The 26501-nt window shown below is 67.9% G+C and carries 27 protein-coding genes, 3 tRNA genes, 1 other RNA gene and 1 riboswitch; of the genes, 16 read left to right on the forward strand and 15 right to left on the reverse strand.

The genetic code is table 11. From position 1 onward, the window contains the following. Positions 1-5: 5 nt before the first annotated feature. From fdxB to nifE, 7 genes are all read right to left on the reverse strand, one after another. On the reverse strand, positions 6-305 hold the full coding sequence (fdxB, locus tag EV678_RS12845) for a ferredoxin III, nif-specific (protein WP_014235667.1): 300 nt from the start codon (positions 303-305) through the stop codon (positions 6-8). A 21-nt stretch (positions 306-326) separates the two neighbouring features. After that, a complete protein-coding gene (locus EV678_RS12850) occupies positions 327-707 on the reverse strand; it encodes a hypothetical protein (protein ID WP_014235666.1) in 381 nt (126 codons plus the stop codon). A gap of 8 nt (positions 708-715) precedes the next feature. Then, entirely contained in the window at positions 716-913 is a 198-nt protein-coding gene (locus tag EV678_RS12855) for a CCE_0567 family metalloprotein (protein ID WP_014235665.1), read from the reverse strand. Positions 914-1067: 154 nt separating this feature from the next. After that, on the reverse strand, positions 1068-1538 hold the full coding sequence (locus EV678_RS12860; protein ID WP_014235664.1) for a NifX-associated nitrogen fixation protein: 471 nt from the start codon (positions 1536-1538) through the stop codon (positions 1068-1070). Further along, positions 1531-1959: a nitrogen fixation protein NifX gene (gene nifX, locus EV678_RS12865; RefSeq protein WP_207222269.1), complete on the reverse strand. Its 429-nt coding sequence runs from the start codon at positions 1957-1959 to the stop codon at positions 1531-1533. The genes EV678_RS12860 and nifX overlap by 8 nt, the downstream gene beginning before the upstream one ends. A gap of 22 nt (positions 1960-1981) precedes the next feature. Then, positions 1982-3367 (reverse strand): nitrogenase iron-molybdenum cofactor biosynthesis protein NifN, encoded by a 1386-nt coding sequence (gene nifN, locus EV678_RS12870; protein WP_014235662.1) that lies wholly within the window; start codon positions 3365-3367, stop codon positions 1982-1984. After that, positions 3360-4817, reverse strand: coding sequence for a nitrogenase iron-molybdenum cofactor biosynthesis protein NifE (gene nifE / locus EV678_RS12875; RefSeq protein ID WP_130459794.1), 1458 nt, complete (start codon positions 4815-4817; stop codon positions 3360-3362). The genes nifN and nifE overlap by 8 nt, the downstream gene beginning before the upstream one ends. Before the next feature lie 240 nt (positions 4818-5057). Here nifE and queC point away from each other — a divergent pair, with 240 nt between their 5' ends. The 6 genes from queC to EV678_RS12905 all read left to right on the forward strand — a co-directional run bounded on the left by queC (position 5058) and on the right by EV678_RS12905 (position 7778). Then, positions 5058-5747 (forward strand): 7-cyano-7-deazaguanine synthase QueC, encoded by a 690-nt coding sequence (gene queC, locus EV678_RS12880; protein ID WP_130459795.1) that lies wholly within the window; start codon positions 5058-5060, stop codon positions 5745-5747. Continuing rightward, positions 5747-6853 (forward strand): YeeE/YedE family protein, encoded by a 1107-nt coding sequence (locus tag EV678_RS12885; RefSeq protein WP_130459796.1) that lies wholly within the window; start codon positions 5747-5749, stop codon positions 6851-6853. Before queC ends, EV678_RS12885 begins: the two co-directional genes overlap by 1 nt. 72 nt (positions 6854-6925) lie before the next feature. Continuing rightward, positions 6926-7001: transfer RNA gene (locus EV678_RS12890), tRNA-Lys, on the forward strand. 61 nt (positions 7002-7062) lie between these two features. After that, positions 7063-7138, forward strand: a tRNA-Lys gene (locus EV678_RS12895). Between the two features lie 81 nt (positions 7139-7219). Beyond that, positions 7220-7294: transfer RNA gene (locus EV678_RS12900), tRNA-Thr, on the forward strand. A gap of 94 nt (positions 7295-7388) precedes the next feature. Beyond that, positions 7389-7778, forward strand: a complete 390-nt coding sequence (locus EV678_RS12905) for a flagellar basal body-associated FliL family protein (RefSeq protein WP_014235658.1) — start codon at positions 7389-7391, stop codon at positions 7776-7778. A gap of 124 nt (positions 7779-7902) precedes the next feature. Here EV678_RS12905 and EV678_RS12910 read toward each other — a convergent pair whose 3' ends face one another. Together EV678_RS12910 and EV678_RS12915 are read right to left on the reverse strand one after the other, a co-directional pair. Further along, positions 7903-10179: an NADP-dependent malic enzyme gene (locus EV678_RS12910; protein ID WP_130459797.1), complete on the reverse strand. Its 2277-nt coding sequence runs from the start codon at positions 10177-10179 to the stop codon at positions 7903-7905. A 228-nt stretch (positions 10180-10407) separates the two neighbouring features. Beyond that, a complete protein-coding gene (locus EV678_RS12915) occupies positions 10408-11901 on the reverse strand; it encodes a cobyric acid synthase (protein ID WP_130459798.1) in 1494 nt (497 codons plus the stop codon). Between the two features lie 115 nt (positions 11902-12016). On the opposite strand from EV678_RS12915, the gene cbiB reads away from it, so the two are divergent. From cbiB to EV678_RS16490, 6 genes are all read left to right on the forward strand, one after another. Continuing rightward, positions 12017-12988 carry an adenosylcobinamide-phosphate synthase CbiB gene (gene cbiB / locus EV678_RS12920; RefSeq protein WP_130459799.1) on the forward strand — a complete coding sequence of 324 codons (972 nt, stop codon included), beginning with the start codon at positions 12017-12019 and terminating at the stop codon, positions 12986-12988. Continuing rightward, positions 12981-13985 carry a threonine-phosphate decarboxylase CobD gene (cobD, locus tag EV678_RS12925; protein WP_130459800.1) on the forward strand — a complete coding sequence of 335 codons (1005 nt, stop codon included), beginning with the start codon at positions 12981-12983 and terminating at the stop codon, positions 13983-13985. The genes cbiB and cobD overlap by 8 nt, the downstream gene beginning before the upstream one ends. Then, positions 13982-14866 (forward strand): cobalamin-binding protein, encoded by an 885-nt coding sequence (locus tag EV678_RS12930; RefSeq protein WP_130459801.1) that lies wholly within the window; start codon positions 13982-13984, stop codon positions 14864-14866. Before cobD ends, EV678_RS12930 begins: the two co-directional genes overlap by 4 nt. A gap of 9 nt (positions 14867-14875) precedes the next feature. Beyond that, positions 14876-15619 (forward strand): hypothetical protein, encoded by a 744-nt coding sequence (locus EV678_RS12935; RefSeq protein WP_130459802.1) that lies wholly within the window; start codon positions 14876-14878, stop codon positions 15617-15619. Positions 15620-15674: 55 nt separating this feature from the next. Continuing rightward, complete coding sequence (locus tag EV678_RS12940) at positions 15675-16214, forward strand: flavin reductase family protein (RefSeq protein WP_130459803.1); 540 nt, start codon at positions 15675-15677, stop codon at positions 16212-16214. A gap of 121 nt (positions 16215-16335) precedes the next feature. Continuing rightward, on the forward strand, positions 16336-17796 hold the full coding sequence (locus EV678_RS16490) for an ATP-binding protein (protein ID WP_130459804.1): 1461 nt from the start codon (positions 16336-16338) through the stop codon (positions 17794-17796). A 10-nt stretch (positions 17797-17806) separates the two neighbouring features. Here the strand turns inward: EV678_RS16490 and EV678_RS12950 are convergent, their stop codons facing one another. Further along, positions 17807-18052: a hypothetical protein gene (locus EV678_RS12950; protein ID WP_130459805.1), complete on the reverse strand. Its 246-nt coding sequence runs from the start codon at positions 18050-18052 to the stop codon at positions 17807-17809. A gap of 92 nt (positions 18053-18144) precedes the next feature. Between EV678_RS12950 and EV678_RS12955 the strand changes: the two genes are divergently transcribed. Then, positions 18145-19443: a hypothetical protein gene (locus EV678_RS12955; protein ID WP_130459806.1), complete on the forward strand. Its 1299-nt coding sequence runs from the start codon at positions 18145-18147 to the stop codon at positions 19441-19443. Between the two features lie 3 nt (positions 19444-19446). Here the strand turns inward: EV678_RS12955 and EV678_RS12960 are convergent, their stop codons facing one another. From EV678_RS12960 to EV678_RS12980, 5 genes are all read right to left on the reverse strand, one after another. Then, positions 19447-20751 (reverse strand): cobyrinate a,c-diamide synthase, encoded by a 1305-nt coding sequence (locus EV678_RS12960; RefSeq protein WP_130459807.1) that lies wholly within the window; start codon positions 20749-20751, stop codon positions 19447-19449. Positions 20752-20867: 116 nt separating this feature from the next. Further along, the gene (cobO, locus tag EV678_RS12965) at positions 20868-21470 is read right to left on the reverse strand and encodes a cob(I)yrinic acid a,c-diamide adenosyltransferase (RefSeq protein WP_130459808.1); all 603 of its coding nucleotides are present in this window, start codon (positions 21468-21470) and stop codon (positions 20868-20870) included. A 58-nt stretch (positions 21471-21528) separates the two neighbouring features. Further along, the gene (locus tag EV678_RS12970; protein ID WP_130459809.1) at positions 21529-22299 is read right to left on the reverse strand and encodes an ABC transporter ATP-binding protein; all 771 of its coding nucleotides are present in this window, start codon (positions 22297-22299) and stop codon (positions 21529-21531) included. Then, positions 22296-23276, reverse strand: coding sequence for a FecCD family ABC transporter permease (locus EV678_RS12975; protein ID WP_014235644.1), 981 nt, complete (start codon positions 23274-23276; stop codon positions 22296-22298). Before EV678_RS12975 ends, EV678_RS12970 begins: the two co-directional genes overlap by 4 nt. A gap of 23 nt (positions 23277-23299) precedes the next feature. Then, positions 23300-25264, reverse strand: coding sequence for a TonB-dependent receptor family protein (locus EV678_RS12980; RefSeq protein WP_130459810.1), 1965 nt, complete (start codon positions 25262-25264; stop codon positions 23300-23302). Positions 25265-25396: 132 nt separating this feature from the next. After that, positions 25397-25607, reverse strand: a riboswitch (cobalamin riboswitch). Positions 25608-25749: 142 nt separating this feature from the next. On the opposite strand from EV678_RS12980, the gene EV678_RS12985 reads away from it, so the two are divergent. The 3 genes from EV678_RS12985 (at position 25750) to ssrS (ending at position 26496) form a co-directional block, all read left to right on the forward strand. Continuing rightward, a complete protein-coding gene (locus tag EV678_RS12985) occupies positions 25750-25953 on the forward strand; it encodes a hypothetical protein (RefSeq protein WP_130459811.1) in 204 nt (67 codons plus the stop codon). Further along, positions 25950-26279 (forward strand): cell division protein ZapA, encoded by a 330-nt coding sequence (locus EV678_RS12990; protein ID WP_130459812.1) that lies wholly within the window; start codon positions 25950-25952, stop codon positions 26277-26279. The genes EV678_RS12985 and EV678_RS12990 overlap by 4 nt, the downstream gene beginning before the upstream one ends. A gap of 37 nt (positions 26280-26316) precedes the next feature. Continuing rightward, positions 26317-26496: non-coding RNA, 6S RNA (gene ssrS, locus EV678_RS12995), on the forward strand. The last annotated feature ends 5 nt before the right edge of the window (positions 26497-26501 follow it).

A 26501-nucleotide genomic window follows, 5' to 3' on the forward strand; every position in this document is an offset into this window, starting at 1 on the left:
CGGGTTCAGGCCTTGGCCGGGGCGTGGCTGATGCACTTCTTGGAACAGTTGCGGGCACAGGCCTCGCAGCCGACGCAGTTTTCCGGGTGGGCCACGGTCATGACCTTTTTCTCGTACTCGTCGTCGTCGCCGTCGTCGATGGCGATCAGCTCGCCCTCGTCGTCCATGGCCATGAGGGAGAGCACGTCCCGGCCGCAGGTCTTGAAGCAGCGGCCGCAGCCGATGCACTTTTCGTCGTCGATGCTTTGCACGAAGTTGGGAATCCACTCCACACCGGAGGGCAGGGTGACGCTGAAGACAGACATGATGGCTCCTTGTAGAAAAATTCAGCGGGGCAGGGTGGCGGCCAGGGCGTAGTGGCGCCGCTCCGGGCGGCAGGCGCCGGCGGCGCCGTGCTCCCGGGTGCACACCAGCCAGTTGCCGGCGAGGCGCCAGGCGAAGACCGACTGGCCGTAGCAGCGGGCTTCCTGGAAGGCGCCTTCCTCGTCGTCCACGATGGGGGCGGGCACTTCATAGACGTGGTGGTAGAAGCAGTTCTCGCCCCAGCGGTCGAAGCCCATGACCCGCACGCCGCCGGCCTGAAGGTCCGCCTCCCGCTCGAAGCGGATGGGCACCGCGGTACGCCGCCGGTAGTCCGCCGGCAGGTAGCGTTGCCATTCGCGGCGCCAGGAGGTCTCGTCCCGGGTCAGGTCGGGCAGGCGTTCCACGATTCCTCCTAGCCCAGCTCGGCCAGGCGCTGCCGCGCCGCGGTGAGGGCAGCGTAGGCGTCGTGGGTCTTCTGGGCCGTTTCCATGATGTTTTCCCAGTTCACCGGCAGCTCCTCCGAGAGGTCGTGCAGGTTCATCTTCCAGGTCATGGCCTGGGCCGAGAGCTTCTTGATCTGGGCCTTCAGTTCTTCGGGGTTGTCGCTCATGGGGGGATTCCTTAAATCGTTGCCACAGAGGGCACAGAGATCACAGAGGGGAAGACATCGCAGCGGAAACGCCGGGGGGTTTGACGATCCGTATTGCCGCCGCTACTGCCCGGAATTTCTCTGTGCTCTCTGTGTCCTCTGTGGCTAAAGCCTTTCAACCGTAATTCGCCACCTCGCCAAAGCGGGCGATCATGGCCACCGCTTCGTTGACGATCTTGTCGCCCTGTTCGGCCAGGGCTTCCAGAGAGTCGAAGCCGAAGCGGTGCACGTCCCGGTGGTACTTGTTGAACACCACCAGGCGGCCGGCGATGAGCACCACGCGGCCGAAGCCCTCGTGGCTCATCTTGATCATGGGGGCGCACATCACCTTGCTCTGGCGCTCGATGGCCAGGCCGATGGCGTTGTAGTACAGCTCCAGGCGCCACAGCACTTCCGGGTCCGGGTCGTCGATGATGGGGATGGCCTTGCGCGCCTCCTTGTCCAGCACGTAGGGACCCACCACTTCCACATCGCTCTTGCCGTCCCAGTGGCCGTAGCTGTCCTGGGAACGCAGCTGCTTGACCAGCTCGGAGAGGAAGGGGGAGTCGGCAATGGCAAAAGTTGTGCAGACAGCTGAATCAGACATGGGATTTTTCCTCTTCCAGGGCGTCGTCGAAATTGCGTTCCTGATCCTTCATCAGGGCTTTGCGCAGCCAGGGCGGCGGGGTGCCCTTGAGCACGGCCTGCAGCTTGCCGATGATGGCGGTGATGGGTTCCGGATTGGGCACCTTCACCGGGTGGATCTTCATGTTCACCACCCGGGCCGCCGCCGAGCCGCCAATGGCGGCCACGTACACGATGGCGCAGTCCTGGATGGCTTCCAGCTTGGCTCCCAGCTTGTCCTCGGTGCCGTCCTCCTTCAGGTCTCCCTCGAAGCGGACCACGGTGGCCAGGGCCGAGCTGTCGGCGGTGATGTCGTAGATGGCGATGTTGCGGGCCCAGCCGAAGTGGGCGTCCACCTGTTGCAGGTCCTCGGTGGCGAATGCGACTTTCAGCGGTTTGCTCATGGCGGCACCTTCCTTGGTTGATTCAGTGACAAGCGACAGCCGCCGCACCGTGCGCGCAGCCGGTGCCGCAGCTGGCGGCGGGTTCGGCGGTCGGCCGGAAATCGTCGGGGACGGCTTCGTGCAGGTTTTCAATGAAGACATTGCCCACCTCGAAAATCAGGTTCCGGGTACCCCGGTAGCCCACGCTCACCTTGTGGGCCGCGCCGAGGCGGTCGAAGGTGGGCAGGCCGGAGCGCCAGAAGGGGATGCCCAGCCGCGCCGCCGCCTGGCGGCCGTGGGCATGGGTGATGAGCAGGTCGGCGCCGACGGCGCCCTGCTCGAAGTCTTCCAGGTCGCCGATCAGCACTTCGTCCGCCGGTACCCGGTTGAGGAGCGGGGATTCGGTGCTGGTGACGGCCACCTGGATTTCCGCCCCCATTTCCGTGAGGAAGGTGGTGAGGGCGTACAGCAGGTCCGGCTCGGCGGCCACCGCCACCTTCTTCTTGCCGAAGTGGAAGTGGCCGTCCAGCATGGCGTCCAGCAGCTGGCTGCGCTGGCGCTTGAAGCGGGGCGGCACCTCGGTGTTGGCGATGCGGGAGAGCAGGGCTAGGAAGTCGTCGCAGGGCTTCAGCCCGGTGAGCCGGTCGAAGACGGTGTAGGGCACGCCGGCGATGTCCTTCAGCTTTGCCGCCGCCGCCCGGCCCTGTTCGCCGATGACCAGGGTGTAGGCCGACTCGCCCATGCTGCGCAGTTCGTCGAGCCGGGTGCCGCCCAGGGTGGTGGGCAGGAAGGTCTCGGGAATGTGGCCGTCCATGGAGCCGGAGAGGTCGGGCAGCACCACCGGGGTGAGACCGAAGGCTTCCACCATCTCCTTCACCTCCTCGATGTCGCCGGGGGTGAGGTGGCAGCCGGGCAGGATGTTCACCTGCCAGGGCCGGCGCACGTTCGACGGCTTGGCGATGGTCTCCACCATGCGCAGCACCGCCTTGCCCCAGCCGTCCTGGAAGGCGCCGGCGAAGTCCGGAGTGGAGACGAACACCACCTCCATGTCCGCCAGTTCCGGGTGCTTCTGCCGGATCAGCTGGAGGAAGCCGTCCACGTCGTCGCCCTTGGCCTCGGTGATGCCGGTGGAGATGAGGCCCACCAGGGCCGGGGCGGCCCGCTTGTGGATATTCACCAGGGCCTGCTCCACATTCTCCAGGCCGCCGAGGATGGTGGTGACCTCGTTCATGGCCGTGGTCTGCAGGGGAATGGTCTCGCGGAAGTGCTTGACGAAGAGCACCAGGCCGAAGGCGGTGCAGCCCTGGGAGCCGTGCAGCAGGGGCAGGGCCTGGTCCATGCCGAGGAAGGCCAGGGCGGCGCCGATGGGCTGGCTCATTTTCAGCGGATTGACGGCGCAGGCCTTCCTGCTGTGCTTGACCTCAGCCATGGCACACCTCGCCTGCGCATTCTTCCTGATTGCAGGACTGCCATTCTTCGAGGTCCTGTTCCCAGTCGGGCCGCTCCCAGGGGGCCGGCTGGCGCACCTGTTGCCACACCGGGTTGTAGAGGGCCTTGTCGATCTCATCCACCAAATTGACGATGCCGTCGTAGCCGGCCAGGGCGTGGTGCCGCTCCTGGTTGATCTCCACCCAGGGGGTCTTGGCCTTCAGTGCTACGAACTGGGAGCGGCCGCCGGAGAGCATCACGTCGGCCTGGGAGTCCCTGAGCATCCGGTACATCTCCCGGGGCGGCAGCTCGTCGAACATGTGGGCGTCGGTGCCCATGATCTCCTTCACCTTCTCCCGGTCGTTGGCGGTGGTCTTGCGCATGGAGGTGCCGACGATTTCCATGCCCACTTCCTGCAGGGCCGAGACCACGGACCAGGACTTCACCCCGCCGGTGAACAGCAGCACCCGCTTGCCTTTCAGCCGGGCCTTGTAGGGCTCCAGCCGGGCCCAGGCCTTGGCCTCCTCCCGGGCGATGAGGGCCTCGGCCCGTTCCGGCAGATCCGCCGGGCCGCCCTGGCGCACCAGCAGGGCGCTGATCTTGCGCAGGGCGTCGGACATGTCGGAGACGCCGTAGAAGCTGCCCTCGAAGAAGGGAATGCCGTAGCGCTCCTCCATCTTGCGCGCCACGTTGATCAGGGCCTGGGAGCACAGCATGATGGCGGCCCGGGCCTTGTGGGCCGTGGCGACGTCGTTGTAGCGGCCGTCGCCGGAGATGGTGGCGAGGATGCGGATGCCCAGCTCGTCGAAGAGGGGCTTCACCTGCCACAACTCCCCCACCACGTTGTATTCGCCGATCAGGTTGATGTCGCAGGGGGTGGTGTACTCGGGCTCCCGGGTGCCGATGACGTAGTCCAGCAGGGCTTCGCCCCCCAGCTTGTTGCCCAGGTTCTTGCTGCCGACGAAGCCGGGGGCATTCACCGGGATCACCGGCTTGCCGAACTTGGCGGCGGCGGCCTTGCACACCGCCTCGATGTCGTCGCCGATCATGGCCGGCAGGCAGGTCTGGTACACGAAGACGGCGGGCGGGTCGTACTTGTCGATGATTTCCTTGATGGCCCGGTAGAGCTTCTTCTCGCCGCCGTACACCACGTCCATCTCGTTCATGTCGGTGGTGAAGCCGGTGCGGTAGATATGGGAGCCGGAGGAGAGGGTATGGCGCGAATCCCAGGAATTGCCTTCGCAGGCGATGGGGCCGTGTACCAGATGGGCCACGTCCACGATGGGCTGCAGGGCGATCTTGGCCCCGTCGAAGGCACAGCCGCCGGCAGCGGCGCCCGGAGTGAGCTGCTTCTTGCAGCCCGCCTTGCGTTCCTTCTCGCCCTTGGCCTGGTTGGTGGCGCAACCCGGTTCTTCCAGGACACTGGCCACCTTCTGTTGCAACGCGCTCATGTCGGCTCTCCTACAATTTTTCTTTTGTGAGCCTTAAGTAGCAGGTTTGGTGCCAGTGCCCGGTACTGCCCCAAAGTACTTGTTTTTGCTGCCTCGTCAGGGCCGTGGCGGCGCCATGGGGCGCCGTCCTGTCGGTTTCGCGACAGCCCCGGGGCGCCTCTTGTTGCACTTGGCACCAGCCCGGCCGGACCGGGGGCCAGCCTTTATGCCGGCCCCCGCTCGCGGTATATTTGCCCGCCTATGACTGACATTCGCCCTGCCATCGTCCTGCTTTCCGGCGGCCTGGACTCCGCCACCTGCCTGGCCATCGCCAAGAGCGAAGGCTTCGCCCCCTATTGCCTGTCCTTCGACTACGGCCAGCGCCACAAGGCCGAGCTGCAGGCCGCCGCCCGGGTGGCGGCCGCCCTCGGCGCCAAGGAGCACCGCGTGGTGCGCCTGGACATCGGCCAGTTCGGCGGCTCCGCCCTCACCGACAGTTCCATTGCCGTGCCCGTCGAGGGCGTCCAGGCCGGCGGCATCCCCGTCACCTATGTGCCGGCCCGCAACACCGTCATGCTCTCCTTCGCCCTGGCCTGGGCCGAAGTGCTGGGGGCCAAGGACATATTCGTCGGCGTGAATGCCGTGGATTATTCCGGCTACCCGGACTGCCGCCCCGAGTTCATCGCCGCCTTCGAACGCATGGCCAATCTGGCCACCAAGGCCGGGGTGGAAGGGGCCGAGCTGCATGTGCATGCGCCCCTGATCGACCTCACCAAGGCCCAGATCGTCCAGCGCGGCACCGCCCTCGGTGTCGATTACGGCATCACCGTCTCCTGCTACCAGGCCGACGACGAGGGCCGGGCCTGCGGCGTCTGCGATTCCTGCCGCCTGCGGGCCGAAGGCTTCCGCGCCGCCGGCCTGGCCGATCCCACGCCCTACCGTAGCGCCTGATGGACAGCCTGCCCGATCTGCCGCCCCTGCTGTGGCTGGCCGCCGGCCTCGGCGGCCTCTTCGGCGCCGTCGCCCAGCGCACCTGCTTCTGCACCATGGGCGCGGTGTCCGACATCGTGAACATGGGGGACTGGAACCGCATGGGCATGTGGCTGCTGGCCATGGGCACGGCGGTGCTGGGTACTGCCGGCCTGCAGCTGGCGGGCCTCATTGACGTGGCCAATTCCATCTACACCGCCCCCCGCCTGCTGTGGGCTTCCCACCTGGTGGGTGGCCTGCTGTTCGGCATCGGCATGGTGCTGGCCTCGGGCTGCGGCGCCAAGACCCTGGTGCGCCTGGGGGGCGGCAATCTCAAATCCCTGGTGGTGTTCCTGGTCATGGGCCTCACCGCCCTGGCCACCCTCAAGGGCCTGCCGGCCCTGCTGCGGGTCGGCCTGCTGGATGTCCTGGCCGTGGATCTGTCCGCCCCGGGCCAGGACCTGCCCCGGCTGTTGCAGCCTCTCCTGGGCCTGCCGCCGGCCACGGCGTCGGCCCTGGTGGCCGGCAGCGTCGGCGGTCTGCTGCTGGCGGCGCCCCTGCTGCGCGCCGACTTCCGCCAGGCCGAGTACATCCTCGGCGGTCTGGCCATCGGCGCCGCCGTGGTGGGCGGCTGGTTCCTCAGCGGCCATCTGGCCTTCGTCACCGAACATCCCGACACCCTGCAGCCGGCTTTCCTTGGCACCAACAGCGGCCGCATGGAATCCCTCACCTTCGTCGCCCCGCCGGCCTACGCCCTGGAACTGTTCGCCACCTGGAGCGACGCCAGCCGCAAGCTGACCCTGGGCATCGCCACGGTGCTCGGCGTCGTCGCCGGTTCCGCCCTGGTGGCCCTGTCCCGCCGCAGCTTCCGCTGGGAAGGCTTCCGCGATGCGGAAGACACGGCCAGCCACCTCATCGGCGCCGTCCTCATGGGCTTCGGCGGCGTCACCGCCCTCGGCTGCACCGTGGGTCAGGGCCTCTCCGGCATCTCCACCCTGGCCCTGGGCAGCCTCATCACCACCCTGTCCATCATTGCCGGCGCCTGGCTGGCCCTGCGCCTGCAGTACCGGCGCATGCTCAACGAATAGCCAGCCCACCTGCATCAATCCCGGGTTTGACAGGCCCGGGGGTGCCCCCTATAATTCGCGCTCCGTTTTTGCGGGTCGGTAGCTCAGTCGGTAGAGCAGCGGACTTTTAATCCGTTGGTCGCGAGTTCGAATCTCGCCCGACCCACCAGCCTCTGGAAAAAAAGAGGTGTACAAACGGAAGTAGGGCGGCTATAATGCGCCCCTCATTCGGGTTGTTAGCTCAGTTGGTAGAGCAGCGGACTCTTAATCCGTAGGTCGAGTGTTCGAGCCACTCACAACCCACCAGATTCAGGTAAAACGGCCTCCGCTAGGGGGCCGTTTTATTTTGCAGGGCTGCCGTTTTCTCGCTGGCGGCCCGAATGTGTGGCCCATGTAGCTCAGTGGCAGAGCACTCCCTTGGTAAGGGAGAGGTCGGCAGTTCAATCCTGCCCATGGGCACCATCCTTTCCGGTGGCGCCAAGCCGTCCGCAGCGCGCCCCGTCCGGGGCTATTTTTTTGTCTTGAGCCGGTGCAGGTTTTCTCTCCAGGGGAAGTCATGAAGATGATTGCGCGGAGTTGCTCTGTCCTGTTGTGCCTGTTCGCCTTCCTGGCGGCGCCGGCCTTTGCCAATGAAGGCGGCGGCGGGGCGGCGGCGGAGCCCCTGCGTTTCGTCGTCAATCTGGCCGGCAGCGGCCGCATCCTGCAGGTGGACATGGTGTTCGAAGTGGCCCACGCCGAGGTGGATGGGACTCTCAAGGCCATCCGCCCCAAGGTGCAGCACAAGCTCATCATCCTGCTCTCCTCCGAGCAGCCGGAACAGCTGCTGACCCTGGAGGGCAAGAAGGCCCTGGCGGAGAGCATCCGCGACGTCCTCAACAAGCTCCTCGACGAGACGCCCAAGAGCGGCGTTAAAGAAGTGTTGTTCACCAACTTCATCATCCAGTAGGCGAGTCCGCCTTCCTGGTCGCCAGGGCCGCTACAGGCGGTGCCGGGCGGCAAGAAAAAAGCCCCGGGGCCTTGCGGCCGGCGGGGCTTTTCTTTTTGGCCGGGGCTAGCCCGGCCGTTGCGACTCAGCGCTGCTTCTTGGCATCCACCACGGCCAGGGCCGTCATGTTCACCAGGCGGCGCACGGTGGCGGTGGCGGTCAGCACGTGCACCGGCTTGGCCACACCCATGAGGATGGGGCCGATGGTGACGCCTTCGCCGCCGGTCATCTTCAGCAGGTTGTAGGAGATGTTGGCGGCGTCCAGGTTGGGCATCACCAGCACGTTGGCCTCGCCCTTGAGGGGGGATTCCGGATCGGACTGCAGGCGGATTTCCTCGGACAGGGCGGAGTCGCCGTGCATTTCGCCGTCGATCTCCAGGTCCGGGGCCTTGGCCCGGGCGATGTCGGCGGCTTCGGACATCTTGCGGGCGGAGGCGGACTGGGAGGAGCCGAAGTTGGAGTGGGAGAGCAGGGCTACCTTGGGGGTGATGCCGAAGCTGCGCACGGTCTCGGCGGCCATCACGGCGATGTCGGCCAGCTGCTGGGCGTCCGGGTTCTCATTGACGTGGGTGTCGCAGAGGAACAGGGCCCGGTTGGGTAGCAGCAGGTGGTTCATGGCGGCCAGGGTGTTGTGGCCGGCGGCCTTGCCGATCACCTCTTCCACCTGGCGCAGGTGGTGGGCGAAGCGGCCGCTCATGCCGCAGATCAGGGCGTCGGCGTAGCCGAGCTTGACCAGCATGGCGCCGATGATGGTGTTGTCGGAGCGCAGGCGCATCTTGGCGATGTCGATGGTGACGCCGCGACGCTTCATCAGCTGGTGGTAGGCGCTCCAGCATTCCTTGTAGCGCTCGTCGTAGTTGGGGTTCACCACTTCGAAGTGCTCGCCGGCCTTGAGCTTGGAGCCGATCTTCTGCAGCCGGGCTTCGATCACTTCCGGGCGGCCCACCAGGATGGGCTTGGCCAGGCGCTCTTCCAGGATCACCTGGATGGCGCGCAGGACGCGCTCGTCCTCGCCTTCGGCGTAGATGACGCGGCTGGCTTCGCCCTGCTTGGCGGCGGAGAAGACGGCGCGCATGCCGACGCCGGTGTGGGTGTTGAATTCCTTCAGCTTGTCCCGGTAGGCGTCCATGTCCACGATGGGACGGGTGGCGACGCCGGATTCCATGGCGGCCCGGGCCACGGCCGGGGCGATGATGGAGATGAGGCGGGGATCGAAGGGCTTGGGAATCAGGTACTCGGGGCCGAAGGTCAGCTGCTGGCCCTGGTAGGCCATGGCCACTTCGTCGCTGACCTCTTCCTGGGCCAGGGCGGCGATGGCCTTGACGCAGGCCAGCTTCATTTCCTCGGTGATGCGCTTGGCACCCACGTCCAGGGCGCCGCGGAAGATGAAGGGGAAGCAGAGGACGTTATTGACCTGGTTGGCGTAGTCGGAGCGGCCGGTGGCGATGATGGCGTCGGGACGGACTTCCTTGGCCAGTTCCGGCATGATTTCCGGGGTCGGGTTGGCCAGGGCGAAGATCAGCGGGTCCTTGGCCATCTGCTTGACCATCTCGGCCTTCAGCACGCCGGCGGCGGAGAGGCCGAGGAAGATGTCGGCGCCGACGATGGCGTCGGCCAGGGTGCGGGCGCTGGTTTCCTGGGCGTAGCGGGCCTTGGTGGCTTCCATCTTGGCGTCGCGGCCGACGTAGATGACACCCTTGGAGTCGCAGACGGTGACGTTTTCGCGCTTGATGCCCAGCTCGCACCACAGGTTGAGGCAGGAGATGGCGGCGGCGCCGGCGCCGGAGCAGACCACCTTGACGCTGGCGATGTCCTTGCCGATGACCTTGAGGCCGTTGAGCATGGCGGCGGCGGAGATGATGGCGGTGCCGTGCTGGTCGTCGTGGAAGACGGGGATGGACATGCGTTCCTTCAGCTTCTCTTCAATGTAGAAGCATTCGGGGGCCTTGATGTCCTCCAGGTTCACACCACCCAGGGTGGGTTCCAGGGCAGCGATCATGTCGATCAGCTTGTCCGGGTCGTTTTCGGAGATTTCGATGTCGAAAACGTCGATGCCGGCGAATTTCTTGAACAGGCAGCCCTTGCCTTCCATCACCGGCTTGGCGGCGAGGGGGCCGATGTTGCCCAGGCCCAGCACGGCGGTGCCGTTGGTGACCACGCCCACCAGGTTGCCGCGGGAAGTCATTTCGTCCACGGCGTTGGGGTTGGCGACGATTTCCTCACAGGCGTAAGCCACGCCGGGGGAGTAGGCCAGGGCCAGGTCCCGCTGGTTGGTCAGACCCTTGGTGGGGCGAACGGCGATCTTGCCGGGGGTCGGCAGGCGGTGATATTCGAGCGCTGCTTCGCGCAGATCCTTTTCCATGACTTAACTCCTGGGGAGCCGCGCGGGCTCCCGGGCTTGCTGTGAAAAATAAAAGAGCGGAAGTATGCGGGTTTTTCCCAATGGACGCAAAGAGCGGTTATCCACAACTGCTTGTTGCGGCACAGCATTTTGGCCTCGGGAAGTGGGCGGCAAAAGCGCGAAAAATCGCTGCCGGGAATGTCGCCGCTGATGGGGTGGCGGCCGCTGCCGGCAGCCACCCCGTCAGCACTACCAGGGCTGGCCGGGCAGGGCGGCGCGCCACTTGTCCCAGTCGATGGCGGCAGCGGTGGCGTCGGCCAGGCGGTTGAGGTCCGCCTCGCGCCGGGCCACCGGGTCCACCGTCTGCGCCGGGGCGAAGCCCATGTCGGCGCCGGCCCAGGCCAGCAGGGCGGTGAGGGCCTCGGGCTGGTCGAAGAGGCCGTGGCAGTAGGTGGCGAGGATCTGCCCGTCCGCCGACAGGGCGCCGTCGGGGCGGCCGTCGGCGAACATGGCGGCGGGCCGCTCCAGGGCCGGGCCGTGGCTGACGCCCATATGGATTTCGTAGCCGGCCAGGGCCGCGTCCCCGGGCAGGCACAGCCTGCCGCTCACGTTGCGCAGCTGCTTTTCCGCCGCCAGGGTGGTCTCCAGGTCCAGCAGGCCGAGGCCGTCGGCGGAGCCGGGAGCGCCTTCCAGGCCGAGGGGGTCGTGCAGGCGGCGGCCCAGCATCTGCAGGCCGCCGCAGATGCCGATGACCTTGCCGCCGTAGCGCAGGTGGCGGCGCAGGGCAGTGTCCCAGCCATGCTGGCGCAGCCAGGCCAGGTCGGCCTGGACGCTCTTGGAGCCGGGCAGGACGATCAGGTCCACGTCCTGGGGCGGCGCCTCGTTGGGGCCGATGAAGCGGAAATCCACTTCCGGATGCAGGCGCAGGGGGTCCAGGTCGTTGTGGTTGGAGGTGCGCGGATAGACAGGCGCCACGGCCCTGAGACGGCGGCCCTGGCTGGGACCCGCATCCAGGCTGGTGCGCGCCACGGCATCCTCCGCGTCCAGGTACAGGCCGTGCAGGTAGGGCAGGACCCCCAGAACGGGTTTGCCGGTGCGGGCCTCCAGCCAGTCCAGTCCCGGTTGCAGCAGGCTGATGTCGCCGCGGAAGCGGTTGATGAGAAAGCCCACGGTGCGCTGCTGTTCGCTCTCCGAGAGCAGCGCCAGGGTGCCCACCAGATGGGCGAAGACGCCGCCCCGGTCGATGTCGGCCACCAGCACCACCGGGCAATCCACCGCCTCGGCGAAGCCCATGTTGGCGATGTCCCGGTCCCGCAGATTGATCTCCGCCGGGCTGCCGGCCCCTTCCACCAGCACCGCCTCGTATTGGTCGCAGAGGCGGCCGTAGGATTGCAGCACCGCCGCCATGGCCCGGGGCTTGTACTCGTGGTAGTCCCGGGCGTTGAGGTCGGCCACCGCCTGGCCGTGGATGATGACCTGGGCGCCGGTGTCAGTATTGGGTTTCAGGAGTACCGGATTGAAGTCGGTATGGGGCTCCAGGCCGGCCGCCAGGGCCTGCAGGGCCTGGGCCCGGCCGATCTCGCCGCCGTCCACGGTGACGGCGGAATTCAAGGCCATGTTTTGGGACTTGAAGGGCGCCACGCGCACGCCGCGCCGGTGCAGCAGACGGCACAGGGCCGCCACCACGGTGCTCTTTCCCGCGTCCGAGGTGCAACCCTGGACCATGAGGGTGGGCTTATTCATTTAAAATCCGCTCTTTCGTGCCAGGACGATGCAAAAGCGCCGGCACTGTTGCCCGGTCGGCCGGCCGCTCTGTGCGGCCCCCGCCCGGGGTCTGATTGAAACCACGGATTATCCCATGCCCAGCTGGCTTGCCCTGCCCTTAGCCGCCCTTCTCGGCGTCGGTCTCGACCGGCTGCTGGGGGAGCCGCGTCGCGGCCATCCCCTGGTGGCCTTCGGCGCCCTGGCCAACCTGCTGGAAAAAGCCCTGCGGCCGCCGCCCGCCGTCGCCTCCCGCTCCGCCCTGCGCGTCTTCGGCCTGCTCGCCTGGAGCTTCGCCGTGCTGCCGCCTGTGCTGCTCGCCGCCTGGGCCAGCGCCACGCCCTGGCTGGGTATCCTGGCCGACGCCGGCCTGCTCTACTTCGCCCTCGGCGCCCGCAGCCTGAAGGAACACGCCGACGCCGTGGCCGTGCCCCTGGCCGGCGGCGACCTGGCCACGGCGCGCCAGAAGGTGGGCTACATGGTCAGCCGCGACACCACCGCCCTGGACGAATCCGGGGTGGCCAAGGCCTGCGTCGAATCGGTATTGGAGAACGGCAACGACGCCGTCTTCGGCACCCTCTTCTGGTTCGCCCTGCTGGGCGGTCCCGGCGCTTTGTTGTTCCGCCTGGCCAACACCCTGGATGCCATGTGGGGCTACAAGAACGAGCGCTTCCTGCACTTCGGCTGGGCCGCCGCCCGTCTCGACGACCTGCTCAACTGGCCCGCCGCCCGCCTCACCGCCCTGACCTACGCCTGGCTCGGCAACACCCGCCAGGCCCTGGCCTGCTGGAAAGCCCAGGCCCCCACCTGGGAGAGCCCCAACGCCGGCCCGGTGATGGCCGCCGGCGCCGGTTCCCTCGGCATCCTCCTGGGCGGCGCCGCCATCTACCACGGCCGGGAGGAACAGCGCCCGCCTTTGGGCGAAGGCCGTCCTGCAGCCGCCTTCGACATCGACCGGGCCAGCCATCTGGTGCAGCGCGGCCTGGTTCTGTGGCTGGCGGCCATCGTCGCCCTGTTGCCCCTCATCGCCCTGGTGCAGTTCCTTCTCGGAAAGGTCTTCCATGCTTGAACACGGCGGCCGCCTGCGCCAGGCAGCCCGGCAGTGGGGCATTCCCCTGGCGGACTGGCTCGATCTGTCCACCGGCATCAACCCCTGGGCCTATCCCATTCCCGGCATTCCCATCAGTGCCTGGCAGCGCCTGCCGGAAGAGGAGGACGGCCTGGAGGCCGCCGCCCGCAATTACTACGGGGCCAAGCACGTGCTGGCCCTGGCCGGTTCCCAGGCTGCCATCCAGACCCTGCCCAAGCTGCTGCCGCCGGGCCGGGCGGCGGTGCTGGCTCCGTCCTACGCCGAACATGCCGCCGCCTGGGTCAAGGCCGAATGGGCCGTCACCCCCTTCGCCCCGCCCCGGCTGGAAGAGGTGGCCAAGGAGCACAACGTGGTGGTGGTGGTGAACCCCAACAACCCCACCGGCGAGCGCATCACCGCCCGTCGCCTGCGCGCCGCCGCCCGGGCCCTGGCCAAGCGGGGCGGCCTGCTGGTGGTGGACGAGGCCTTTGCCGACGCCGATCCCCGGGATTCCCTGGCCGACCTGGCCGGCACCAAAGTGGCGCCCAACATCATCGTGCTGCGTTCCCTGGGCAAGTTCTTCGGCCTGGCCGGGGCCCGGGTCGGCTTTGCCATCGGCCGGCCCGAACTGCTGGAGGCCCTGGCCGACACCCTGGGCCCCTGGCCGGTGGCCGGCCCGGCCCGCAGGGTGGCCCGCTGCGCCCTGGAAGACAGGGCCTGGCAGGCCGACATGCGCCAGGAGCTGCAGGTGGCCGCCGAGCGCCTGGAAACCCTGCTGCAGGACAGCCTGGGGGCCAGCACCGGCACCGGCCTCTTCCGCTGGCTGCCCCATCCCCGGGCCGACTGGGTGTACGACGAGCTGGCCCGCCGCAGCATCCTGGTACGCCTGTTCCTGGAGGTAGACGGCTCCTCCAGCCTGCGCTTCGGCCTGCCCGGCAGCGACGACGAATGGCGCCGCCTGGAAGGCGCCCTCAACGAACTGAGGAAGGATCTATGAAAGCCGTGCTGCTGCTGTCCCTGGCCCTCTGCGGCGGCGCCGCCCAGGCCGCCGACATCGTGCTCAAGGACGACACGGGGGCGACCCTGCGGCTGCCGGCCCCGGCCCGGCGCATCGTCAGCCTGGCGCCCCATGTCACGGAAAACCTCTTCGCCGCCGGCGCCGGCGGGCAGGTGGTGGGCACCGTGGACTACAGCGACTATCCGGAGGCGGCGAAGAAAATCGCCCGGGTCGGCGGCTACTCCCGTCTGGACCTGGAGGCGGTGGCGGCCCTGCGTCCCGACCTCATCATTGCCTGGGAAAGCGGCAACGCCCCCGGCCACGTGGCCAAGCTGCGCAGCCTGGGCATCCCCGTTTTCATCTCCCAGCCCAACCGCATCGAGGACGTGGCCGAGCAGCTGGAGAAGTTCGGCCAGCTGGCCGGCACCAGTGCCGTCGCCAACGGCGCCGCCGCCCGCTTCCGCGCGCGGCTGGCGGAAATCCGCAAGCAGTATTCCGGGCAGCCCAGGGTGCCCACCTTCTACCAGATCTGGAAACAGCCCCTGATGTCCGTCGGCCGCCAGCAGATCATTTCCGACGTCATCAGCCTGTGCGGCGGCAGCAACGTCTTCGGCCAGGTGGAGCAGATGGCGCCCAAGGTGAGCGAGGAAGCGGTGCTGGCCGCCAATCCGGAAGCCATCATCGCCAGCGGCATGGGCGATTCCCGGCCCGAGTGGCTGGACGACTGGAAGCGCTGGAAGCAGATCACCGCCGTGGCCCGGGACAACCTCTTCTTCGTCCCGCCCGAGCTGATCCAGCGCCACACGCCGCGCATCCTGGAAGGGGCGGCCCGCCTCTGCGAACACCTGGAGACGGCCCGCCACCGCCGTCCGGCCCGGTAGGTCGCCGCCATGCGCATGCTCCTGCTGCTGTGCTCGCTGTTCCTGGCCTGGGGCGCCCGGGCCGAGGCGGAAATGGATGCCGAGACGGACTTCCATTTCCGCGCCTTCGGCATCGAGCCGGCGGACCGGGTGGAGTGGGGCGAAGGCCATCTCACCGCCGGCGTGGACCGGGAGCTGCGGCCCGAGCGGGGCACCCGGCGGCGCACGGTGACGCCCCTGGAAGCCACCTTCGGCCTGGGCGCCGGCTTCAGCGCCGTGGTCGGCCTGGAGGGCAGTTCCCGCACCCTCTTCGACGACGGCAGCGGTTCCCGCGCCGCCTCCCGGGAGGTGCTGCTCAAATACGCCCTGCCGGCCTGGAACGGGCTCCACGTGGCCGCCTTCGCCGGCGCCAACCGCCTGCAGGACCAGGAGCACCACAGTCACACCCGGGGCTTCAGCCTCAACCTGGATACGGACCTGGGCACCTTCGGCAGCGGCTATGCCCAGGACCGGCGGCGTCCCGGCGAGCCCCACCAGGGGCGCGAGTGGGGCGTGAACTGGTTCCGCCTGTGGGACGCCGGCCCCCTGCACGGCTGGGGCCTGGCGGCGGAGGCGCGCTTCGTGCGCAGCCCCCTGGGGGAACGCATCGACCACTGGCTGCTGGGCGTCGCCCGGGTGGTGGGCAAGGGCCTGCTGGCGGACGTGGCCATCGGCGGCAGCGGCGGCGACACCGACGCGCGGCGGCTGACGGCGGGCATTTCCTGGTTCTACTGAGCCCTTTGCCGCCGGGCTGGCTATGATGGAAGGGTTCTGCCCGCCGGAGCCCGCCATGAAAAAACAGTCCGTTCCCCTCGCCGAAGCCTACCGCCTGCTGGAACCCGGCCCGGTGCTGCTGCTCACCACCGCCGATCCCCGGGGTGGGCGGCCCAATGTGATGACCCTCTCCTGGCACATGATGATGGAGTTCGAGCCGCCCCTGGTGGGCGTCCTGGTCAGCGGCCGGGACGACAGCTTCGCCTGGCTCGAGGCCAACGGCGAGTGCGTGCTCAACATTCCCACCGCCGACCTGGCGCCCCAGGTGGTGGCCTGCGGCAACAGCCACGGGCGCCGCCGCGACAAGTTCCGCCTCACCGGCCTGACGCCGAGTCCCGCCTCCCGGGTCGGCGCTCCCTTCATCGACGAGTGCTATGCCAGCCTGGAGTGCGTGGTGCACGACCGGGGCTGGGTGGCGCGCTACAACCTGTTCGTGCTCGAAGTGGTGGCCGCCTGGGCCGAACCGCGCAAGCGCCCCCGCACCCTGCACCACCGGGGCTGGGGCGAGTTTGCCGTGGCCGGCTCGGTGCTGCGCCTGCCTTCGGCCATGAAGTGAGATGAAGATTTGACCCTGCGGCTTCGCGCCGCCCGGGAACTAGGGTGTTGCCGGGTGGCAGGGCGGCGGCCGGCGCTGTACCCTATCGGCATGCAATCGTGTCCTAGGATCAGGGAGCGTCATGGAAGCTTTTGTCTGGGATGAGCGTTTCGTCACCGGCATCCCCAGCGTGGATGCCCAGCACCGGCATCTGGTGGACATCGTCAACCGGGTCGGCGACCTGCTGCTGGCTGAGGGCGAGGGCACCGACGAGGCCCTGCAGCAGATTTTCAAGCAGCTGGCCGACTACGCCCACCTGCATTTCGCCGACGAAGAGCGGCTGATGACGGAGCTGGGCCTGGACATCCGCCACCAGGACCTCCACGTGCAGCACCACCGCCAGTTCGTCGAGCAGCTGTTGTCCATGTGGCAGGCCCGTTCCTCCCTCAGCCAGCCGGCGGAGACGGTGCACGGCTTTCTCGCCGCCTGGCTGACGGTGCACATCCTGGGCGAGGACCAGGTCATGGCGCGCCAGATGTCCCGGGTCCAGGCCGGCCAGTCCGCCGCCGAGGCCTTCGCCGCCGAGAGCGGCGAAGTGGCCGACAGCACCAGCGCCCTGCTCGACGCCCTGGGCCGCCTCTACCACCTGGTGTCCCAGCAGAACCGGGACCTGGCGGCCATGAACCAGCAGCTGGAGGCCAAGGTGGAGGAGCGCACCCGGGAGCTGTCGGCGGCCAACGTCCGCCTGGCGGCGGAGCAGGCCGAACTGGCGCGGCTGCTGCAGAAGGTGGAAAGCACCCAGCAGCAATTGCTGCAGTCGGAAAAGATGGCGGCCATCGGCCAGCTGGCGGCCGGGGTGGCCCACGAGATCAACAATCCGGTGGGCTTCGTCCATTCCAACCTGGGCAGCCTGAAGCAGGACATCGCCCTGCTGTTCAAGGTCATCGACACCTACGAGCAGCACCTGCCGGACAGCGGCCCGGCCTTCGCCGCCCTGCAGCAGGTGCGGGAGGAGGCGGACCTGGCCTACCTGAAGAGCGACCTGCCGGCCCTGCTGGCCGAGTCCGACGAGGGCCTGGCCCGGGTCACCAAGATCGTCAAGGACCTCAAGGATTTCTCCCACGTGGACGAGGCCGAGCTGCAGACGGCGGACCTCAACAAGGGCATGGAAAGCACCCTCAACGTGGTGTGGAACGAGCTCAAGTACAAGGCCGAGGTGGTGCGGGAGTACGGCGACATTCCCCTGGTGCAGTGCATGCCGGCCCAGATCAACCAGGTGTTCATGAACCTGCTGGTTAACGCGGCCCACGCCATTCCTGAGCACGGCACCATCACCGTGCGCTCGGGCCGGGAAGAAAACGGGGTGTGGATGGAGGTGCAGGACACCGGCAAGGGCATGACGCCGGAAGTGCAGAAGCGCATTTTCGAGCCCTTCTTCACCACCAAGCCGGTGGGCAAGGGCACGGGCCTGGGCCTTTCCCTCTCCTACGACATCGTGGTCAAGAAGCACGGCGGCCGCATTGAAGTGCGCAGCGCCCCGGGCCAGGGTTCCACCTTCCGCGTCAGCCTGCCCCTGGAGCCGGCCGCCGCAGGGGCCGCCTAGGCCTCAGGGTTCAGCCGCCGCGGTGGTTGGCGGCGTCCTGCTCCTCTTCCTGCACCATGAGGCGACGCAGGACGAAGGGAAAGAAGCCCGAAATGATGAGGGAGACGGCCGTCACCAGGGCGGCGATGCCGGCGCCGCTGTCGGCCAGGATGGGATGCAGGAGGGCGCCGAATCCGGCCAGGCTGGCCACGGCGGGCACCAGGCAGAGCAGGCCGAGAAACTCCATGACGATGAAGCTGAGAGGCAGATTTTTCATGGGGGCAATGATGCCAGAGAGCACCGTACGGGGCCAATCCCGTATAGCATTCACGACCATTACAAATAGATCCAAACAGGGGGATTTTGCTCATGCTGTTCAGAACCTGGGCCTTTGTCATTGCGCTGTTCTTTGTCCTCGGTGCCTACGACACCATCTTTCCGTCGGCGCCGCCCCAGTGGATGGAGGCGGATTTCGGGACGGTGCATCGTAGCGGCGAGTTACCCTCCTCCCGCCTGACCCTGAAGGGTGGCGACATCGGTAGCGACCTGCTGTACACCGAGCGTTTCCACCGCATCAATTCCCTCAGCTTCATCCTCGTGCCCGAAGACACGCCGGCGGACAGCAAGCCCGAGGCCCGCATCCTCTACAAGGTGCCCACGCCCAAGGACACGGACGAAAACAATCTGACCCAGGTGGCCGTGACCCTGGTGCCGGAGAGCTTTTCTGGCTGCATCTCCGAAACCAGCGATCCGGAGAAGGTGAAGTTCCTGGTGGACAGCGGCTACCAGGTAAAGCTGCCCTTGCTGGAAATGACTCCTTGCAGCCGCGAGGCGGCACCGGCCTCGCCCCTCAATTCCTACTGGGGCCTGCTGGGGCTGCCGGTGGTGCTGTACGGCCTGTGGCAGTTCTTGCGCCTGTTCCGCCTGTGTTACCGGGAGCGCCGGGAAGCGGCCGCGGAGGTGGATGACCGTCTCATGCCGGAGGACCTGTCGCTTGGGGAAACGGTGCGCACGGCCAAGGCCGGCTTCAATCGCTGGAAGCTGCTGCGGGAGTCCTGCCTTGATGCAGCCTGCCATTACGTGCCCCGTCTGGCCCTGTACCGTCTCAAGGACGCCTTGCCCCGGGACGTGGGCCGGGTCTCCCTGGGGGCCTGGCGCCAGCTGCGCGATGCCCGGCGCGAAGGGCGCCTGGGAGAAACCCTGCGGGAGATGGGGCGCAATCCCCTGATCGTGGTGAGCAACGTCAGCGCCCTGGTGCTGTTGCTGTCCACCCTCATCCTGAGCGGCCGGCAGCTGGAGGCGGTGGCCGCCATGGTCGGTGCCGGGATCTTCTTCGGCCTCTGGTTCGTGTATGCCCGTTATCTGGGCATGAGCCGGCGCAAGGCCCTGTCGGCCACCTTCGTCTATTGCCTGGCGGCCATGCTCTGGCTCTCCGGCATGCCCCAGCTTCTGCAGGAGGAAGGCGTGCTGATCAAGCTGCCCTTCCTCAGCGACAGCATGACCGTCATCCACCCGGACCTCTTGTCCCTGCCCTGGGTGGTGCTGTTCGCCCCCCTCAGCTATGTGGTGCTGGTCTATCTCGGCCGGGGCGTGATCCGCTATTTCAGCGGCGGCCTGGAGTTCGACTACTCGGGCAAGAAGGTGGTGCTCTCCGACGAGGACAGCTGAGCCCTAGAGAAAGAGCCGGGCCACCGCCTCCGGGTTGGCGGGGAAGTAGAAATGCACGTAGGAGGCGGTGAGGCGGCCGACCCGGTAGATGGGCTCCCCCGGCGTGTTGCCGGTGAGCTTGAGCGCCCGTACCAGGGGTTCCAGGGGCGTGCTGCTGGTGGAGTAGTGGAAGCTGTGGCCGGGCAGGCGGCCTTCCGGCAGTTCGGCGGCCATCAGGCCCAGGGCGGCCAGCTTCTTCTGCATGCGGCTCTCGCCGGGCAGCAGGCCGAAGCCGGCCGTGCTTTCCCCCGTCACCGAGACCAGGGTTTCGAACAGGCTCATCATGCCGCCGCATTCGGCCAGCAGGGGCTTGCCGGCGGCCGCGTGGGCCTGCAGGGCGGCGGCCATGGCGCGGTTGGCGGCGATGGCGGCGCCGTGCAGTTCCGGGTAGCCGCCGGGCAGCCACAGGGCGTCGCAGGGGGGCAGGGCGGCGTCGGCCAGGGGCGAGAAATGGACGAGGCGGGCCCCCAGGTTTGCCAGGCATTCCAGGTTGGCCGGGTAGGCGAAGCAGAAGGCGGCGTCCCGGGCCACCGCCACGGTCTTGCCCGCCAGCAGGCGGGGCAGGGCGGGCGGCGGGGCCGGGGCGAAGTGCACCGGCGGCGGCAACTGGGCCGCGGCGGTGGCGGCGAGGGCGTCGGCCATGGCGTCCAGGCGCTGCTTCAGGTCCTCGATCTCGGCGGCGGGGAGCAGGCCCAGATGGCGCTCCGGCATGGCGGCGTCGTTGTCCCGGGGCAGGTGGCCGTACCAGGCGATGTCGGCTTCATCCAGAGTGTCGCGGCACAGTTGGGCGTGGTAGGCGCTGCCGACCCGGTTGGCCAGCACCGCGCCAATGGGGGCGCCACCGCCCTGTTCCTCCCGGTAGTGCTTGAGGCCGAAGGCGACGGCGCCGAAGCTGCCGGCCATGGCGGAGGCGTCCAGCACCAGCAGGATGGGCAGGCCCAGCAGGCGGGCCAGGGCGGCGGCGGAGGGTTCGCCGTCGTTGAGGCCCATCACCCCTTCCACCAGGATCAGGTCGTTCTCCGCCGCGGCCCGGGCCAGGCGCCAGCGGGCGTCGGCCTCGCCGCCCATGCGGAAGTCGATGTTGTCGCAGGGCTGGTCGCTGGCCACCTGGTGGATCTGGGGATCGAGGAAGTCCGGGCCGCACTTGAAGACCTTGACCCGGCGCCCCTGGCGCGCGTGGAGCCGGGCCAGGGCGGCGACCACGGTGGTCTTGCCCTGGCCGGAGGCGGGGGCGGCGACGAGGAGGGCGGGGCAGGCGAGGGAAGTCATGGGCGGCGGCTCGGTGGGGATTTTTTGGGGATGGCCTGGGAGGCAGGCGGGACGGGCATCGGCGGCATGCCGTCGCCAGGAGGCCCGTGCTTATTGCCGGTCAGGCCGGTGGCCCTTCAGAACTCGATCCCGGGCATGGCGGCGACGCCGGCCTGGAAAGCGTGCTTGACCATGCCCATTTCGGTGACGGTGTCGGCGGCGGCCACCAGGGCCTCCGGCGCGGCGCGGCCGGTGACGATGACGTGCTGGTGCGGCGGGCGGGCGGCGAAGGCGGCCAGCACCGCATCCAGTTCCAGCCAGCCGTACTTGAAGGCGTAGGTCAGCTCGTCCAGGATCACCAGGTCGATGGCCGGGTCGGCGAGGTAGACACAGGCCTGTTCCCAGGCGGCCCGGGCGGCGCGCAGGTCCTTCTCCCGGTCCTGGGTTTCCCAGGTGAAGCCTTCGCCCATGACGTGCCATTTGACGTTGGGCTGCTGCCGGAAAAAGCCTTCCTCGCCGGTGTCGGAGCGGCTCTTCACCAGCTGGATGACGGCGGCACTGTGGCCGTGGCCCAGGGCCCGGGCGAGGACGCCGAAGGCGGCGGAACTCTTGCCCTTGCCGTTGCCGGTATGCACCAGCAGGACGCCGCGCTCCTGGCTGGCCTGGGCGATCTTGGCGTCGACCACTTCCTTCTTGCGGGCCATGCGGCTGTTGTGGCGTTGGTTGCGCTCGTCGCTCATGGGGAACTCCGGGAATCGGGGGAAAAGGGAAAAGAGGCGGCTGGAGAAAAGGCTGGCGTTAGCAGGGGATGAACCAGCGGCTGCCCCCGTCCTCCACCTCCCGCAGGGGATGGCCGTAGAGGCGGCTGAGGTGGGCGGCGGTGAGGATCTCGGCCACCGGGCCGCTCTCCCAGGTGCCGTCGCCCTGCAGCAGCAGGGCCCGGTCGCAGTAGCGGGCGGCCAGGCCCGGGTCGTGCAGCACCATCACCACGCCGGCGCCCCGCTCCCGGGCCAGGCCGGCGAACAGTTCCAGGGCGGTGATCTGGTGGGAAAGGTCCAGGTGGGCCAGGGGCTCGTCCAGCAGGTAGAGGTCCGGCGCCTGGGTCAGCAGGGTGGCGATGGCCAGGCGCTGACGCTCGCCGCCGGAGAGGGAAGGCGTCTCCCGCTGTTCCATGCCGGTCAGCCCCACCCGGGCCAGGGCGGCCCGGGCCAGTTCCGCATCGGCGCCCGATTCCCAGTCCCAGCGGCCCAGGTGGGGATGGCGCCCGGCCAGGGCCGTCTCCAGCACGCTGGAGGCGAAGGCGTCGGCCTGGGTCTGGGCCATCCAGCCCCGTTGCCGGGCCGCCGCCCGGGGGCCCAGTTCGCTATAGCTGCGCCCCTGCAGGCGCACCTCGCCGCCCTGGGCCGGACGCAGGCCGGCCAGGGTGGATAGCAGGGTGGACTTGCCGGCCCCGTTGCGTCCCAGGATGGCCAGCCGTTCCCCCGGCTGCAGTTGCAGTTCCAGGTCGCGGCAGACTTCCCGGTCGCCGATGCGCACGGTGAGTCGGCTGGCTTGCAGCAAGGCAGTCATCGCGGTGCCCGGGTGAGGAGGAAGAGGAACACGGGCACGCCGATGAGGGCGGTCAGCACTCCCACCGGCAGCTGCTGGGGCGCCGCCACGGTGCGGGCCAATGTATCGGCCAGGGCCAGCAGGGCGCCGCCGGCCAGGGCCGAGGCGGGCAGCAGCAGGCGCTGGTCGTTGCCCACTGCCAGGCGCACCAGATGGGGCACCACCAGACCGACGAAGCCGATGGAGCCGGCGGTGGTGACGGCGGTGGCGGTGGCCAGGGAAGCCACCACATAGACCAGCCGGCGCAGGCGCACCACGGCCACGCCGAGGGCCTGGGCCGTGGCCAGGCCCCGGGCTAGCAGATTAAGTTCCCGGGCAAAGGGTAGGGCCAGCAGCAGGGCCGCCGCCAGGGCCAGCAGGGGCGGCCGGGCATCGGTGGCCTGGGAGAGGTCGCCCATCAGCCAGTAGAGCATGCCGTGCAGCTTGTGCTCCGGCGCCAGGGACAGCATCAGGGCCACCAGGGCGCCGCAGCCGGCGGCGACGATGACCCCGGTGAGAAGTAGGCGGGTCTGGGTCCACGAGCCGTCGCCGTGGGCCAGGCCGAAGACCAGGAAAGTGGCGGCCAGGGCGCCGCTGAAGGCGAGGCCGTTGATGCCGAAGGCGGACAGCCCGAGCAGGATGGCCACCAGGGCGCCGACTCCGGCGCCGCCGGAGATGCCCAGCACATAAGGGTCGGCCAGGGGATTGCGCAGCAGCACCTGCATCAGGCAGCCGGCCACCGCCAGCAGCCCGCCGCAGGCAAAGGCGGCCAGGGCCCGGGGCAGGCGCAGGTTATGCACCACCGCGTAGCCCGGCGCCTCGGCGTCCCCGAGCAGCCCCTGCAGGACGGCGCCGGGGGGAATGCTGATGCTGCCCACCGCCAGGGCCACGACCAGACTCACCCCGGCCAGCAGCACCAGCAGGGCAATGACGATCAGGGCACGACGGCGGGAGGGCATGGTTGGTCAGGCAGAACAGTCGGTCAGAAATCGTAACGCCCGGAGACGAACAGGGCGCGCCCGTCGGTCGGGTAATAGTAGTGACCGGCCGTGCTGGAATAGCCGGCAAACGCAGCATGCTTGTGGTCCAGGGCGTTGGCGATCTGGGCCTTCAGGGTCCAGGGCTTGAAGTTCCAGGAAGCCTGCAGGTCCAGGGTGGCGTAGCCGGCCAGGTCGCCGTGGCTGTTGTTGAAATCGCTGCCGTAGGCCCGCTTGCCGACCATGCGGGTGAGGACCCCGTACTGGCCGATGCTGCCGCCGTCCCAGGTGAGCAGGACGCTGCCCTGGTGTGTCGGGGCCAGGGGCACCCGCTTGCCGGCATAGGTGCCGCTGCGGAAGGTGGCATCCAGATAGGTGTAGCTGATCTTGGCGCTGACGCTGGAACTCAGCTTCCAGTCGGCCTCGGTTTCCAGGCCCTGGCGGCGGGTGGGGTCCAGGTTGACGTTGGCACCGGCACTGGCGTCGTAACCGATTTCGTCGCTCAGGGTGGTGCGGAAGAGGGCGGCTCGGGCCGACCAGGAGCCTTGGGCAACGCGGGCGCCGATTTCGTTGGTGCGGCCGTGCTGGGGCTTGAGGTCGCCGGCGAACACCGGACGGAAGGCCAGGTTGTCGTAGCCGAAGAGCTCGTCCAGGTTGGCGAAGCGGAAGGTGGTGCCGGTCTTGCCGAAGAACTGCCAGGCGCCGCTGCCGTAGGTCAGGCCCAGGTCGTAGGCGGAACGGGTGCGACTGGCACTGCCGTCCATGCCGGGCTGAAACCAGGCCGGATAGGCATCCTGGTAGGCGCTCTGCTTCATGCGCTGCTGGCGGGCGCCAAGGGTCAGGCTGAGGGCGGAGGTGAGGTTGGTCAGGTTCTGCAGGTAGAAGGCGCTGCTTTTCTGGGTGGCGCGCTGGTTGGGGCCGTTCTGGTTGGTGGAGGTGACCTTGGCGTCGTAGTAATCCACCCCCACCGTGGTTTCGCTGCCCAGAGTCCCGAGACCGTGGTTGATGCGCAGACGCGGGGTGAAGGAAAGGGTGTCGCGGACGCGCTCGCTCTTCCAGTTGGAAGAGACGAGGTCGGTGTTGAGGGTCTGGTGTTCGAAGCTGACTTCCGTCTCCAGGTCCACCTTGTCGGAGAGGGCATAGGCCACACCAGGGCGGACACGATAGCCGTCACGGCGTTGGGTGTCGTAGGGCTTGCGGCTGTTACGCGGATCGTTTTCGTAGGTCGCCTGCAGCAGATTGCCGGGGAGTCCGGAGGATTCCTTGTATACGGCGAAATCTGAGAAGACCTCGCCCCGCTCCAGCTTCAAGCCTACGCGACCGCTGGCAGCCTGCTGGTCCTGCTGGCTGTTCTGGCGGTAGCCGTCGAGGCTGGCACTGCGCACGAACAGATTGCCGTAGAGGTGCTCATTGCCACCGGCGAAGCTGCCGTCCAGGCCTCGGTAGCCGAAGGAGCCAGCGGTGGCGGTAATGGAGGCCCGGGGCTTGCCGGACTTGTCGGTGATGATGTTGATGACGCCGCCGGTGGCTCCGTCGCCGTAGAGTACCGTGCCGGAGCCGCGTACCACCTCGATGCGCTCAATGCCGGTGAGGGGAATGGAGGACCAGATGATGGTTCCCATGTCGGTGGGGCTGATGCGCTGGCCGTCCAGCAGTACCAGGGTGTTGCTGGTGGCGGTGGAGCCGAAGCCGCGCATGTCCACCGTCGCGTCCAGGCCCAGAGGGCCGTAGATCGGCATGGCGTTGATGCCGGCCCGGGTCGCCAGCAGGTCGGTCAGATTGGTGGCTGGCGTCTTCTCGATGTCTTCCCGGGAAATGACGCTGATGTTGGCTGCCGTACGGCAATCGGCCTCGGAGAAACGGGTGGCGGTGACGATGACGGACTGGAGCGAGGCTTCCTCCGCCAGGGCCGCGGTCGCAGGCAGGGCAAAGGCAGCGGTCAGGGCGGTGGATAACAGGGAACGGCGCATGGGAGTGACTCCTGCATGGCAACGATGCGCATCCCGCAGCACCGTCGCCGATGGTAATTGGACGCGGGCAGGGAACCTTCGGATCAGGAGTGCTTTTTGGACAGACCAGTCTTGCCGCTTCCCCGCGACGCTTCCGCGAATTCCGTTCAGGCCGGTATCCGGGCTCGGAAGTCTTGATCCATCGCCTTCCCGGGGGTGACCCAGTGGCATCGTGATGGACCCGCACTTCCTTACCGTTGCGGGGGCAGCACAGGCATTGCACCGCTGCTGGCGGCGCGCACCTGTTTCCCGTTTAACCGCGGAGGAGGACTCCTCCTGCGGCACCTGACGCGGAGCGTTGTCCCTGGTGGAACAACGGGGGCGGATGGTACTCCATACCTGCCTGTATGGCGAGGCCGGCGCCTGGGCGCTTTGGCATAAAACACATTCAAAATATGGTCTTAGTCCTTGACCTTGCGTGTTTTTGGCCTCTATAGTTCGCGCCTATGACTAAGCAATTGGATGCCCTCGAGGGCAAGGTGGCGCAGGTGGTCAACCTCTGCCACAGCCTGCGGGCCGAGAACCAGGAACTGCGCGCCCGACTGGCCAGCGCGGAAGACGAGCGCCTGCGTCTGGTCGAGCGCATGGAGGCGGCCCGTGCCCGCCTCGAGGCGCTGGCCGAGCAGTTGCCGGAGGAGGGCAAGGCATGAGCGGCAATTTCATCGACGTGGCCATCCTCGGCCGCGAATACCGGGTGGCCTGTCCGCCCGGCGAACAGGAAGCGCTGCTGGCTGCCGTCGCCTATGTGGACCGCAAGATGCAGGACATCGCAGCCAAGAGTAAGACTGCTGCCGCCGAGCGCGTGGCGGTCATGGCGGCCCTGAATATCGCCCACGAACTGCTTTCCGCCGGGAAGGCGGAGAGCCCCGCAGAAAATCCTGAAACCCCCGTTGACGGCTCTGACTTTCAGCGTAGAATCGGAGCCATGGAAACACAGTTGGACGCGGCCCTCCAAGGCCAGGAACCCTTGTTCTGAAGCCTTCTTGGTCGCACCAGCAAAAGTTTCCGCCGATTGTCCCCTGCGGTGTTCGTCAAGGCCATATATTCCTTGAACCAATGCTAATTGGCATCGGCCGCGAACCACTCATCCGCTGTTGTGAGCGCCCTTCGTCGGGTGCACCTGATGCGGACGGCAAGCGACCACTCTGAACTCAGGTTCAGGATGCCGGCCTAACGGCACAGGCGGGGGCCTAATACA

This window comes from Azospira oryzae (assembly GCF_004217225.1).
Lineage (GTDB): Bacteria > Pseudomonadota > Gammaproteobacteria > Burkholderiales > Rhodocyclaceae > Azospira > Azospira oryzae.